Genomic DNA, 12865 nt, shown 5'->3' with positions numbered 1-12865 from the left:
CTTACTTATTTATTTGATTGCAAGGTAGTCGAAGACCTCAGTAGAAAATAAGAGTATTGCCCACGTTTTTTTGTGCTATAAACTCAAATTTTTTACGCCAAAAGGGCAAAGGCAGAATAAAATCTCATTAAAATGAAAATTCACTATTTATTATGCATTATGTTTTCTGTTTTTGTATTAACAAGTTGTGGTTCAAGAAAAAAAGCCATGATAAAAGCACAAGATAAAATGATAAATGCTCTTATGCAACAACAGTCGGTAACAACAGCGGCCGTAGCTGCAGTAGCAAAGGATCCTACCATCCGTAAAGGTGAAGCAACAAAAATGGTAAATCGCGATAATCCCGGAGAAACAGCTTTGGAACGTACAATCATCCGTTGGAACTTTGACTCAGAACCAAGAGGCGCTCGGATTTCCTGGCGGGTTATTTCAAGCATACCGGATATTGTAAAAAATACAAATGAAACATACTTAACAACAACACCTTACGAAGAAACCCGTTCATTTAACATTCTCGGTCTAACTTATGAAAATTCCCGGGATGTGACTATCGAAATCAAACTGTCTAAAACCGGATATTATGATCAGGTAAAACGTTATAATGTCCGCCAAGCCATCGACCAACAAGAAATCAGTGGCTTTTTTGATTTGGTTAAAAGAGACGAATAATCCAAACAAGTACTAACTTATATTGATCTATGTTGAAATAACTCCGTTTTTGTCATTCTTACTCAAAAACGGGGTTATCTTATAAAAAATTACCATTAAAAAAGTAAGTCTTTGAATTAGTAAAAACTTACATATAAATACTTAAAATAATAAAGAACCTGCCTTATCGGCAAGTTCTTTATTGTTTAACAAATAACGGATCTTAAATTTCAAACATAGAACTTAATTTTGAATCTCTGATTTTAGATTAAATAGACCTAATAACGATTCAATCAATTTATACCTTACTGATTCATCGTCATGTGTTCCTGATCCGTCAATTTTTCACAATAATGACACTTCAACACAATAGGCGAGTCGTTCACCACCGTAAATTTCGTACGCACATATTCGTGATTTGTAATACATTTGGGATTCATACATTTTACAATACCTTCCACGGTTTCCGGTACATTAACCGTCTTTTTCTCCGCCACATCGTAATCCCGGATAATATTGATCTTGGCAGAAGGAGCTACCAAAGCCAATTTATTCACTTCATCATCTTCCAGAAACTTATCCCAGATTTTAATGATGGCTTTCTTTCCCAATTTACTGCTCCGCAAATTCGTTCCGAAAGTCATTGCATTATCCAAAGCCGTAATACCTAACACATTGATTACATCAAACAACTTCTCGGCCGGTATATGATCGATCACAGTACCATTCTCAATAGCACTAACCTGTAATTCTTTTTTTGCCATAACAATTAAATTTTTGATTTTTGATTGAAGATTTTTGATTCCGTTGCCTAATACAATCGTAAATCATAAATCGTAAATCGTAAATTATTTTAGTCCCAACGCTTTACAAATAATAGCCTGACGGGCAAATACTCCGTTGCGGGCCTGTTCGAAATAATAAGCTTTCGGACTTTCATCCACATCCACATCTATTTCGTTCACCCGGGGCAGCGGATGCAAAATACGCATACTCTCCTTGGCATCCGTCAACATCGAGTTTCTCAAAATATATACATTCTTCACCTTTTCATATTCCAACGGATCGGCAAAACGCTCCCGCTGTACACGGGTCATATATAAAATGTCAGCCTTATTGATCACCTCATCCAATTCAGTATGTTCATAATAAGGTATATGCAAAGCTTTCAAATGAAGCTTATAAGCTTCCGGCATTTGCAATGACTCGGGAGCCACAAAATGGAAAGTAGGATGGAAATGACTCATAGCCTGCAACAAAGAATGTACAGTACGGCCATACTTCAAATCTCCGACCATACAAATCTCCAGATTTTCCAAAGTACCCTGGGTTTTATAAATAGAATATAAGTCCAGCATCGTCTGGGAAGGATGTTGATTGGCTCCGTCTCCTGCATTTACAACCGGATGTACGGCAACTTCACTGGCATAACGGGCCGCTCCCTCTACCGGGTGCCGCATAACGATCAGATCCGCATAATTATCCACCATCTTGATCGTATCTTTTAACGTTTCTCCTTTAGTTACGCTGGAAGAAGACGCATCAGAAAAACCGATGATACGTCCGCCCAAACGATTGATTGCCGTTTCAAAGCTAAGACGGGTACGGGTCGATGGTTCGAAAAATAAAGAAGCGACTACCTTACCTTCCAACAAACGTTGGTTTGGATTCTTTTCAAATTCCGAAGCAGACTCCAGAACCTCCAGAATTTCCTCTTTGGTGTAATCCTCAATAGATACTAAGCTGTGTGTGTTCATATCGTTATATTTAAGTTCTCAAAAATTCTACACTCATAATTCCTCCGGTCCGATTCAGATATAAAAAAAAACCAACACTTGTCAGTTGACAATGTCGGTTTTTTATAAATTCGTCAGTAAATAACATCCGTAACTCAGGCTATACCTGAATTTCCACTGTTTTATATATTTGAATTCTGATACCATATCAGAATTCAAATGTAAACAATATTTTAAAATGTCACAATTTTATTTCGTTTTGTTTTCAAGAAAGTAAATTCTTCACCCGACCGACAATATCACAAGCAACCTCTCTCTTACTCTTCAAGGCATATTCCTGAATATGTTCCCGGCGGTCGATCATCGTTACTTTATTGGTATCTCCGCCAAAACCGGCACCTTCATCCTTCAAGCTGTTCAAGACGATCAAATCCAGATTTTTCTTTTTCAGCTTCTGAAACGCATTGCATTGTTCATCATCCGTTTCCAAAGCAAATCCGACCAATAACTGTCCCTCTTTTTTCCTCTTGCCCAATTCAGCCGCAATATCCTGTGTCGGCTGCAATTTCAAACATAAATTTTTCCCCTCCCTCTTAATCTTGGAAACAGCCTTTTCTTCCGGCGTAAAATCCGCAACGGCAGCACAGGAAACAATGATGTCACAATCTGCCGCTGCCGGAATAACTTCAGCATACATTTCCGCTGCCGATTCGACATCCACCCGCCGGATAGAAGGATGACCGGTTGTAAGAGTTACCGGGCCGGCAACCAAAACCACCTCTGCCCCCCTTCGGGCAAACTCTTCAGCTAAAGCAAACCCCATCTTTCCGGTAGAATAATTTCCGATAAAACGCACCGGGTCGATCTTTTCATAGGTAGGTCCGGCCGTTATCAGTACTTTTTTCCCTGCGAACTCAGCTTGCGCAGTAAAATAACGCTCCAACAGACGAACGATATTTTCAGGTTCTTCCATACGTCCTTTACCGGTCAGACCACTTGCCAATTCGCCATCCTCCGGTTCTATAATGACATTTCCAAAAGAACGCAAAACAGCCAGATTCCGCTGGGTCGCAGAATGCCGGTACATATCCAGATCCATTGCCGGAGCAACCACAACCGGACACTTAGCAGATAAATATGTCGTCAACAACAAATTATCGGCAATACCGGAAGCCATTTTCCCGATCGTATTCGCCGTTGCCGGAGCGATCAGCATCAGATCCGCCCACAAGCCAAGATCAACATGCGAATTCCAGTCTCCGTTTTCCGGATTGTAAAAATCGACTAAAATCGGTTTCTTCGTCAATGTCGCCATAGTCAGGGGGGTAATAAACTCCTTGGCCAATGCCGTCATCACCACCTGCACTTCTGCCCCTTCTTTGACCAGTAAACGAGCCAGTAGCGCCGCTTTATAAGCCGCAATACTCCCTGTTATTCCTAATATAATATGTTTTCCTTTCAACATAGGGCCCTAAACAAAACGTCACATTCCTAAATTAAAAAAGCCACCCGAAAGTGGCTTCAGTTATCAGTCTTCCTTAACGACTTTTTCTCTATCCTTTTCAGTAGAAGGATTCCGGAAATACACTTCATCATCCAAAAATTCCTGGGTAGCGATCAATACCGGTTTCGGAATTCGTTCATAATACTTTGAAATCTCGATCTGCTCGCGGTTTTCGAAGATTTCCTCCAAATTGTCCGTATAAGAAGCAAACTCTTGCAACTTACGGCTCAATTCGTCTTTCATCTCCACAGAGATCTGGTTGGCTCTTTTCGCAATAATAGCAACAGCCTCATAGACATTACCTGCTTTAGCCGAAAATACAGCCGGATTACGAGTAATCGTGTTATTAGGTGCTTTTACTTTTTTAAAATCTACCATAACTGATTTTATATTAATTTATCTATTCGTCGAATTTATAATTATCCAAAAAAGCATTTATCTCATCATATCTTTTCTTGATATCATTTACATACTTGCTATTGGGATATTCATCTGCAAAATAATAATACTCTTCTTTAGCCGCATTATAACGCTCCAGCTTCTTATCGTCTATACTATTCACCGCCATTTCATACTTCGATAAAAACAGCAGATACATAATTTCCTCCCGGTATTTGGAACCGGGGTAATCTTTCAGACAATTCTGCAAACTGATCACAGCAGCTTTATAGTGCTCCCGGAGAAAATAATTCTTCGCACTCAAATAATCCTTGTATGCCAATTTATCCAGCAACTCATCGATATATCCGTTGATCTTATCTTTACGCATACTGTTCGGATAACGATTCAGATACAACTGAAAATCATTGATTGCTTTCAAACTGGCCGTCTGGTCCAGACGAGGCTTAGGCGAAGCCATATAATTACAATATCCGACCATATACAAACACTCCTCTGCAAAAGAACTTTCCGGATAAATCGTGATAAACTGCTTAAACAGCTCGGAAGCATACTGGTACTCCTTTTGATTATAGGTACAAAAAGCACGGTAATAAGCAATACTCTGCGCCTTACTCGTTCCGGTAAAGACCGTCCGGATACCGTCGAACAAATTCATGGCCTTCTGATATTCTCCTTTGTTGTAATACTCGATAGCTTTAGAGTATATCAATTGATAATCATTACTTTTCAACAATTTCTGATACTCTCCGCACGAGTAAAATAACAATACGGCCAGAATAAATCCAATAATTTTCTTCATAAAACGAGTGCTTTTTTTGCAACATGCAAAGATACAGCATAAATCCCAACAAACAACAAAAAGAGGTTAAAAGTTAAAAGGCAAACGTTAAAATCAGCCCTTCTTTCTCCTACTTGCTGTTTTATACATCACCTTTTAGCATTTACTTTTCGCTTTTTACTTTTTTATTGTACCTTTGCTCCGATTATTAAAGATATATCTACAAAATTCCAAAATAGTAAAGACGTGGACATTTTTGAAAGAGTAAAAAAGCAAAGAGGAAACATCGGCCAATATGCCAAACAGGCTCACGGCTATTTTGCTTTCCCGAAATTAGAGGGTGAAATCGGCCCCCGGATGATATTTCGAGGAAGAGAAGTATTAAACTGGAGTTTGAACAACTATATTGGCCTAGCCAATGATCCTGAAGTAAGAAAAATAGATGCAGCTGCTGCTGCAGAATGGGGACTCGCCTACCCGATGGGGGCCCGAATGATGAGTGGACAAACCTCCCGTCACGAATACCTGGAATCACAATTAGCTGATTTCGTAGGCAAACCCGATGCATTCTTACTGAATTTCGGTTATCAGGGAATGGTATCCATTATCGATGCCATGACCAGTCGTTTCGATTGTATCGTTTATGATGCAGAATCACATGCCTGCATTATGGACGGACTGCGTTTATCGCCGGCCAAACGCTACGTTTACTTACACAACGATATCGACAGCCTGCGCAAACAACTCGAAAGAGCAACCAAATGGGTTGCAGAAACCGGCGGAGGCATCCTGGTGATCACCGAAGGTGTTTTCGGTATGGCCGGAGATTTAGGTAAACTGGACGAAATCGCAGCCCTGAAAGAAGAATTCGATTTCCGCTTTTTAGTGGATGATGCCCATGGTTTCGGAACGATGGGACCGACAGGAGCCGGAACCGGAGAACATTTCGGCGTACAGGATAAAATCGACCTGTATTTTGCAACTTTTGCAAAAGCTATGGCCGGATTCGGAGCTTTCATCGCCACAGACGAAGAAATATGTATGTATTTGAGATACAACATGCGCTCACAAACCTTCGCCAAATCCTTAACCATGCCGATGGTAGAAGGAGCTATCAAGCGTTTGGAAATGCTGAAAACCCAACCGGAACGCCGCGAAAAATTGTGGCAGATAGCAAATGCCTTACAATCCGGACTGAAAGAGGACGGACTGAATATCGGTAAAACCAATTCCATGGTAACGCCGGTGTACCTTTCCGGAAGCGTAGCCGAAGGCATGCAGGTGGCAACGGACCTGAGAGAAAATTACAATCTGTTCTGCTCCATTGTCGTGTATCCGGTGATTCCGAAAGGACAATTGCTGTTGCGTCTGATCCCGACAGCCACACACACGCTCGAAGATGTCAAATACACCATTAAGGCATTTAAAAACGTAGCTGAAAAATTAGCCAACGGAGAATACAACAAAGAGACATTGGTAGATGCCAATAATCTTTAATACATATGCAGTATTGAAAAAGGGGAAACCAGTTGACGGTTTCCCCTTTTTATTATAGCTTGTCTAAGGCTTTCCGTGCCTTGGCAACCATATCGGCCGCAGGAATCTCTTTTAACTTATCAACCTCAAAGTCCTGCAATATAGCCTCCAGCTTTTTCAGCTTATAAACGTTTTTCTCCTTGGTAAACTTTTCTTTCAACACCCGTACCTTTTCATAATCCTGAATGCCTTCTACCAGCTTTTCCAAACGAATTGAAGAACGGCCGCCCGGATAGGCTAAATAACAATCACCCCCTCCGAAAGCCCGGAAACGGGAATCTGTCAACGGATCTTTGGTCCAGCTATTGTAAGCCCACCGCAAATATCCGTCGAATCCTTTGGCCGCAGCATACCAACCTAACCAAACAGCCTCTGCCGGCGGCGAAAAAGTAAACGTATTGGGATAAGATTCCGAGCAACAGGTATAATACGTACTGAGTTTACCGGCAGCCTGCCGTTCCTTCAAAATGTTTTCCGGAAAAAACTGCCCCAGCGCAATACAATAATCATCAATATCAGCTTCGATCTCCGGATGGAAATTTCCAGCCAATGCAACTTTATAGGCCGGATCTGCTTCCCGGATCAGACGGATTGCTTTCTGCATCGCTGCCATAGGACGCTCGTCCATTGCAATCGTCGTTATATCGAACCACCCTTTTGTTTTCAGATGACGGGCAAAATCCTGCAAAAAAGGCAGCCAATATTCATTATAAGCCGGCGTTCCGACGTCTGCTTTTACAAACTTCAATTGATTCGATGCCTGGTCAAAAAACTGAAAAGACAAATCCCAGGGAATCATCGTATAGCAGTTGATCTGCCTGTCAATTCCCAACCCCATCATAAACTCAACCCACTTGTCGAAAACAGCATAATCATATTGCCAACTGCCGTCCAAACGCTTGATGCGCATCACCATGGATTCAAAATAATCTTCAGTCTGCCCTCCCCAGGGTTTATGCATAATACTGGCGGTTATCGTCTTTTGTCCGGCATCAGCCAATAGTTTCATCACCGGATACATTGCCTCAAAATGTTCCTTACTCCATAAATCCACCCCATGAAAACGGGCAACAGCAAAAGGGTTCTGCCACAAATCCAAACGAAAAACCCGATTTTCAAGTGACGGTAAAGACTGATTTACGACTCCGATTTCAATCACCAGCGGTTGTATGTCCGGATGTCCAAAACTCAATTTACCGCGATACACTCCGGCCGGAAGGTTTTCCGGCACCCGTATCTTTACCCATACCGGACGCACCGTACGGGCTTCCATATAATCGGCCACCTTCATGTCGAGTACATCCGCCACCAAAGAAGAATCGAACAAAGTCCGGTCAGGCCGGTAACCGCATGTCCCCCGTTTATCTTTATTCAATTCATCCGTCATCACATAACGAACGAGGTGAAGGGAAATATCTTCTTTTCCGATCTTCTGACCACTGGAGACAACCAAATCGGTTATCTCGGGTTTTATCTCTGCCGGCTGCTTTGCCCATACAACAGCCTGTAAATTTACAACCTCCCCTTTCCACACTTTACCTCTCCATAATTTACGTCCTTTATCCAGTCCGGCAACTTTTGTTTTCCCATAACGGATATCCGTCGATCCCCAGCAAGCCCCGACAGCCTGTCCGCATTGCTTCCATTCCTGCTCATCGGCAGTCGTCCCGTCCGAAAGCTCTTTATAATCCCGTACATATAATTTTTCCTGTGCCTTACACCACACCGCAAAACAAAGGCACATCATAACACTTAACACCACATTTCTCATATATTCAATATTTAGTTAACAATACGTTCTATTTCACATAATACTTCATAGCTTCCGGCAACTCTTTTTCCAAATCGGCAATACGATGCTCGTCAGAAGGATGTGTCGACATAAACTCTGCCGGTTTCTGACCGGAAGCCGATGCCATCCGTTTCCAGAAATCGACAGCCTCCTGCGGATTATATCCGGCTATCGCCATAAAAATCAAACCCAAACGATCCGCTTCACTCTCATGTTTACGGGAAAAAGGCAATATCACCCCGTAATTTCCTCCGATACCGATGGCAGTTCCCAACAACACCTGCGTCGTTTCAGACTTATTCTTCATCGCATAAGCAGCAGCCATACTCCCGGCCTGCAGCAGTGCCTGCTGACTCATCCGCTCATTACCGTGACGCGCCACAGCATGAGCAATTTCATGTCCCATAACAACGGCAATACCGGCATCTGTCTTGCATACGGGCAAAATCCCTTCATAAAATACGACCTTCCCCCCGGGCATACACCAGGCATTCATTTCAGGGCTCTGCACTAAATTAAACTCCCATTTAAAATCAGCGATCCGGTCTTCCAGTCCTTTCGACTTCATATATGATTCAACCGCAGCAGCAATCCGTTTTCCCACCTCTTTCACCCGCTGGGTATTCTTTACATCCGTCGACAATTTATTTTCTTTCAAGAAAGCCTGATACGAAGTTAAACTCATCTGCATCACTTCCCCTTCCGGATAGATCAACAACTGCTTTCTCCCGGTAATGGGAACCGTCGCACACTGCATCGTGATAAACAATATCCCGATCACAGTAAAAACTCTGATTATTTTCATTTTGTATTCATTTAATTAATCCAAATACGCAAATTCAGGTAAAACAGATATGACAAATCTACAAAATAATACGAAAAAAGAGAGCCTAAGCTCTCTTTTACATTATTTTCGTTAAAAATCAATACGCGGTCAAATAATCAACATCGCATCTCCATACGTACCGAATTTATATTTTTCCTTTACAGCCACCTCATAGGCATTCATCACATGCTCGTATCCGCCGAAAGCAGCTACCATCATCAACAAAGTCGAATAAGGCAAATGAAAATTAGAAATAAAAGCATCGGGTACACTGAAATCATAAGGCGGAAAAATAAATTTATTCGTCCAGCCTTCAAACTCAGTCAAACGTCCTTTGGTCGTCACACAACTTTCCAGCGTCCGGACAACAGTCGTACCGACGGCACAAATTTTATGTTTCTCATCCTTTGCCTCATTTACGATAGACACGGTTTCCGGATTCACAATAATTTGCTCCGAATCCATCTTATGCTTCGTCAAATCTTCAACATCTACCTCACGGAAATTCCCCAGCCCCACATGCAAAGTAATATAAGCAAAATTAATTCCCTTTATCTCCATCCTTTTCATCAACTCACGGCTAAAGTGCAGGCCGGCAGTCGGCGCAGCGACAGCTCCTTCATGAGAGGCAAAAATAGTCTGGTAATTTTCAGCATCTTCCGGCTCTACTTTACGATCGATAAATTTAGGCAGCGGTGTTTCGCCTAAGCCGTAAAGCAATTTCTTAAACTCCTCATATTCTCCGTCGAAAAGAAAACGCAACGTCCGGCCACGGGAAGTCGTATTATCGATCACTTCGGCCACCAAACTATCGTCTTCCCCGAAATACAATTTATTTCCAATCCGGATTTTACGGGCCGGATCGACCAAAACATCCCAAATACGTAAATCCCGGTTTAGTTCTCTCAACAAAAAGACTTCAATTTCGGCTCCGGTTTTTTCCTTATTTCCATACAATCTGGCCGGAAAAACTTTCGTATCATTGAATACAAATACGTCTTTCTCATCGAAATAATCGATAAGATCTTTAAAGACTTTGTGTTCTATCTCTCCCGTTTTTTTGTTTAAAACCATTAACCTGCATTCATCCCGATTCTGAGCCGGATGCAAAGCAATAAGCTCCTGAGGTAATCTGTATTTAAACTTGGATAATTTCATATTTTATTTTTATTTAATCTGACAAAAATATTCGTTCATATAAATTGTAAATTTTAAATTACCTGGCAACCTGATTCGTTATCAAATTCTTTTAGTCCAAAATCATCAATTTAAAATCTACAATTTAAACGCTTATTCATTTTTTGATCTACACTTTATGATTACCATTCCCTTTTTTGAAGGGGAGGATTGTGGGTATGATCTGAAATCGTAAATCGTAAATCTAAAATTAAAACGTTCATTTCCTATTCCTGAAAATAAAATAATACCGCTTTGCTATCCACACAGCAATATCCGGAACATTTCTTCCCAGTTTTTCAAAGAAACGCCCCAAATTAAAATAAGTTGCGCAAGTTATGATTTTTCTTGTAGAAAAACAATCAATTCATCCATATTATTTGCATCCTTCACCTTAAAGTCTCCTATGGCAGTCCGCCGTAAATCAGCCAAATAAGCCCCGCTTCCACAGGCAGCCCCGATATCATTCGCCAAAGACCGGATATACGTCCCTTTACTACATACGATCCGTAACTCAACCTGCGGCGGCTCGAAACGTAAAATTTCAATCTCTTTCACATATACATCTCTGGGGGGCATAGCCACACCCTTCCCCTTCCTCGCCTTCTCATAAGCCCTCACACCATCAACCCTGACGGCAGAATAGGTCGGAGGTATTTGTTTTATTTCACCGACAAATTGCTGTATCGCCTCTTCAAAAAAAGGACGGTCTATGTGTTGCCAGGGATACTCCCGGTTTACCTGCGTTTCCAGATCGAAAGAAGGTGTCGTCGCTCCCAGCTGAAGTGTTGCGACATATTCTTTTTGCTGCCCCATATATTTGTCGATTTCCTTTGTCCAGCGCCCGATACACACAATCACCAGACCGGTCGCCAAAGGATCCAACGTACCGGCATGCCCCACTTTCAACTTACCGAACTTTTTACGCAAACACCAACGGATTTTATTAACGACATCGAAAGAGGTCCATTTCAGCGGCTTATCCACCAATATCAATGCTCCTTCCTGAAAAACACCTTCTTCTTTAAATACAACCATATCTTAAAAACCAGATTGATAAGATAAATTAACCCACGTTTTAATTGCAAATTGACGATTTTAGATTATACCCGCAATCTTCCCCCGGACATTTGTAATTTCAGATTAACAGCCTTTTCAGTCTGATTCATGCATAGTCCTCTATCCTCGCGGATTAACGAACCTGAGGTTCTGATTCGTTGTTCAATCTAAAGCCTTAATTAAAATAAATCCACGGATAATACAGTCACCCCTACGATAAAACAGTATACGGCAAACCATATCAATTTTCCTTTTTTCACCAGATTGAGCATCCAACTACAAGCAATAAAACCGGAAATAAAAGCCGCCAAAAATCCGACCGCCAAAGATAAGGTGGAAATACCGCTCTCTGCCTGTCCGAAATTACCCTTCATTAAATCCAGAAAAGCTTCTCCTAAAATCGGGACCAAAACCATTAAAAAAGAAAATTTAGCTACATTTTCCTTATTATTACCCAAGAGTATCCCCGTTGCAATCGTAGACCCCGAACGCGAAAGTCCGGGAATAACGGCACATGCCTGTGCCAAGCCGATAATAAAAGCATCCCTGAAAGAAATCACCGAACGCACACGAGGTTTTGCATAATAAGCAAAAGCAAGCAATACGGACGTCAACAGCAATGCACCTCCGACAACCATCAATCCGGAACCGAACAAGGATTCTACATAATCCTTAAAGAAAAAACCCACAATTCCCACAGGTATCATCGACACGACAATTTTGGCAATGTACATCGTTTCTTCATTCCACCGAAACCGGAAAAGGCCGGCTAACAAAACAGCGATTTCTTTTCGTAACACAACAATCGTACTACAGACCGTCGCCGCATGAACCGCAACTGCAAAAGTGAGATTTTCCTCTCCTTCAACCCCCAAAATAGCATTAAAAATCTGCAGATGTCCGGAACTACTTACCGGCAAAAACTCTGTCAGCCCCTGGATAACACCCAGAACCAATGCCTCTAACCAATCCATATTACAAATGAAATTTTAAAATCTGAAAAACCTTTCCCGCAACATGCTCCGCCGATGTACAGCCAAACTTCCCGTAAAATATCTCTCCCGAAAACTGTAATTCCCCGGTAATCACATCCCCAACACCTCAATATACTGTATCACCGTCAATCTTCCTTCTCTTTCTTTTCCTTCGGCTTCCGCATAATAGCCCAAAATACAAAACCGAAACCGAGAAGAACGACAATCGGAGCCAAAGTAATTCTCCTGAAACTGAATATGGCATAATTAAACTCATTCGGATCGTCACTGCCCCCACCCATCATCAGGATGAATCCCAAAACAATAATCCCAAAACCGATCAATATCATTTTATAATTACCCGCCGGGATCGGAAAACCGGCTTTCTTTTCCGGTGTCGTTTTCAAATTACTTTTCACTGCCATATATTTATC

13 protein-coding genes are annotated in these 12865 nt (G+C 41.6%); 2 read left to right on the top strand and 11 right to left on the bottom strand.

Annotated elements, in window-relative coordinates:
* The first annotated feature begins 132 nt into the window (after positions 1-132).
* A complete protein-coding gene (locus BN8908_RS16785) occupies positions 133-669 on the top strand; it encodes a hypothetical protein (RefSeq protein ID WP_021986866.1) in 537 nt (178 codons plus the stop codon).
* Between the two features lie 284 nt (positions 670-953).
* Here BN8908_RS16785 and pyrI read toward each other — a convergent pair whose 3' ends face one another.
* The 5 genes from pyrI to BN8908_RS16760 all read right to left on the bottom strand — a co-directional run bounded on the left by pyrI (position 954) and on the right by BN8908_RS16760 (position 5089).
* Entirely contained in the window at positions 954-1412 is a 459-nt protein-coding gene (gene pyrI / locus BN8908_RS16780) for an aspartate carbamoyltransferase regulatory subunit (protein ID WP_021986867.1), read from the bottom strand.
* Positions 1413-1496: 84 nt separating this feature from the next.
* Positions 1497-2405, bottom strand: coding sequence for an aspartate carbamoyltransferase (gene pyrB, locus BN8908_RS16775; RefSeq protein WP_021986868.1), 909 nt, complete (start codon positions 2403-2405; stop codon positions 1497-1499).
* A gap of 244 nt (positions 2406-2649) precedes the next feature.
* Positions 2650-3849 (bottom strand): bifunctional phosphopantothenoylcysteine decarboxylase/phosphopantothenate--cysteine ligase CoaBC, encoded by a 1200-nt coding sequence (gene coaBC, locus BN8908_RS16770; RefSeq protein WP_068691768.1) that lies wholly within the window; start codon positions 3847-3849, stop codon positions 2650-2652.
* Positions 3850-3912: 63 nt separating this feature from the next.
* Positions 3913-4266, bottom strand: coding sequence for a DNA-directed RNA polymerase subunit omega (locus BN8908_RS16765; protein WP_021986870.1), 354 nt, complete (start codon positions 4264-4266; stop codon positions 3913-3915).
* Positions 4267-4288: 22 nt separating this feature from the next.
* Complete coding sequence (locus BN8908_RS16760) at positions 4289-5089, bottom strand: outer membrane protein assembly factor BamD (RefSeq protein WP_021986871.1); 801 nt, start codon at positions 5087-5089, stop codon at positions 4289-4291.
* A 225-nt stretch (positions 5090-5314) separates the two neighbouring features.
* Here BN8908_RS16760 and BN8908_RS16755 point away from each other — a divergent pair, with 225 nt between their 5' ends.
* The gene (locus tag BN8908_RS16755) at positions 5315-6565 is read left to right on the top strand and encodes an aminotransferase class I/II-fold pyridoxal phosphate-dependent enzyme (RefSeq protein ID WP_021986872.1); all 1251 of its coding nucleotides are present in this window, start codon (positions 5315-5317) and stop codon (positions 6563-6565) included.
* Positions 6566-6617: 52 nt separating this feature from the next.
* Here the strand turns inward: BN8908_RS16755 and BN8908_RS16750 are convergent, their stop codons facing one another.
* The 6 genes from BN8908_RS16750 to BN8908_RS16725 all read right to left on the bottom strand — a co-directional run bounded on the left by BN8908_RS16750 (position 6618) and on the right by BN8908_RS16725 (position 12856).
* Complete coding sequence (locus BN8908_RS16750; RefSeq protein WP_068691766.1) at positions 6618-8375, bottom strand: DUF4091 domain-containing protein; 1758 nt, start codon at positions 8373-8375, stop codon at positions 6618-6620.
* A 28-nt stretch (positions 8376-8403) separates the two neighbouring features.
* Positions 8404-9201, bottom strand: a complete 798-nt coding sequence (locus BN8908_RS16745; protein ID WP_068691764.1) for a M48 family metallopeptidase — start codon at positions 9199-9201, stop codon at positions 8404-8406.
* A gap of 129 nt (positions 9202-9330) precedes the next feature.
* Entirely contained in the window at positions 9331-10380 is a 1050-nt protein-coding gene (queA, locus tag BN8908_RS16740; protein ID WP_021986875.1) for a tRNA preQ1(34) S-adenosylmethionine ribosyltransferase-isomerase QueA, read from the bottom strand.
* A 354-nt stretch (positions 10381-10734) separates the two neighbouring features.
* The gene (gene truB / locus BN8908_RS16735; RefSeq protein ID WP_068691762.1) at positions 10735-11436 is read right to left on the bottom strand and encodes a tRNA pseudouridine(55) synthase TruB; all 702 of its coding nucleotides are present in this window, start codon (positions 11434-11436) and stop codon (positions 10735-10737) included.
* A 200-nt stretch (positions 11437-11636) separates the two neighbouring features.
* Positions 11637-12431: an undecaprenyl-diphosphate phosphatase gene (locus tag BN8908_RS16730; RefSeq protein ID WP_021986877.1), complete on the bottom strand. Its 795-nt coding sequence runs from the start codon at positions 12429-12431 to the stop codon at positions 11637-11639.
* 146 nt (positions 12432-12577) lie between these two features.
* Positions 12578-12856, bottom strand: coding sequence for a DUF3098 domain-containing protein (locus tag BN8908_RS16725; protein ID WP_021986878.1), 279 nt, complete (start codon positions 12854-12856; stop codon positions 12578-12580).
* Positions 12857-12865 lie beyond the last annotated feature (9 nt).

The organism is Culturomica massiliensis, assembly GCF_900091655.1.
In the GTDB taxonomy this organism is placed as follows: Bacteria; Bacteroidota; Bacteroidia; order Bacteroidales; family Marinifilaceae; genus Culturomica; species Culturomica massiliensis.
This window is presented reverse-complemented; position numbering and strand designations above follow the sequence as displayed.

Bases quoted from the DNA above. Each gene is read 5' to 3' on its own strand.
- BN8908_RS16745 (WP_068691764.1), bottom strand. From the start codon at position 9,201: ATGAAAATAATCAGAGTTTTTACTGTGATCGGGATATTGTTTATCACG.
- pyrI (WP_021986867.1), bottom strand. From the start codon at position 1,412: ATGGCAAAAAAAGAATTACAGGTTAGTGCTATTGAGAATGGTACTGTG.
- truB (WP_068691762.1), bottom strand. From the start codon at position 11,436: ATGGTTGTATTTAAAGAAGAAGGTGTTTTTCAGGAAGGAGCATTGATA.
- BN8908_RS16765 (WP_021986870.1), bottom strand. From the start codon at position 4,266: ATGGTAGATTTTAAAAAAGTAAAAGCACCTAATAACACGATTACTCGT.
- BN8908_RS16730 (WP_021986877.1), bottom strand. From the start codon at position 12,431: ATGGATTGGTTAGAGGCATTGGTTCTGGGTGTTATCCAGGGGCTGACA.
- BN8908_RS16750 (WP_068691766.1), bottom strand. From the start codon at position 8,375: ATGAGAAATGTGGTGTTAAGTGTTATGATGTGCCTTTGTTTTGCGGTG.
- queA (WP_021986875.1), bottom strand. From the start codon at position 10,380: ATGAAATTATCCAAGTTTAAATACAGATTACCTCAGGAGCTTATTGCT.
- BN8908_RS16725 (WP_021986878.1), bottom strand. From the start codon at position 12,856: ATGGCAGTGAAAAGTAATTTGAAAACGACACCGGAAAAGAAAGCCGGT.
- BN8908_RS16785 (WP_021986866.1), top strand. From the start codon at position 133: ATGAAAATTCACTATTTATTATGCATTATGTTTTCTGTTTTTGTATTA.
- pyrB (WP_021986868.1), bottom strand. From the start codon at position 2,405: ATGAACACACACAGCTTAGTATCTATTGAGGATTACACCAAAGAGGAA.
- BN8908_RS16760 (WP_021986871.1), bottom strand. From the start codon at position 5,089: ATGAAGAAAATTATTGGATTTATTCTGGCCGTATTGTTATTTTACTCG.
- coaBC (WP_068691768.1), bottom strand. From the start codon at position 3,849: ATGTTGAAAGGAAAACATATTATATTAGGAATAACAGGGAGTATTGCG.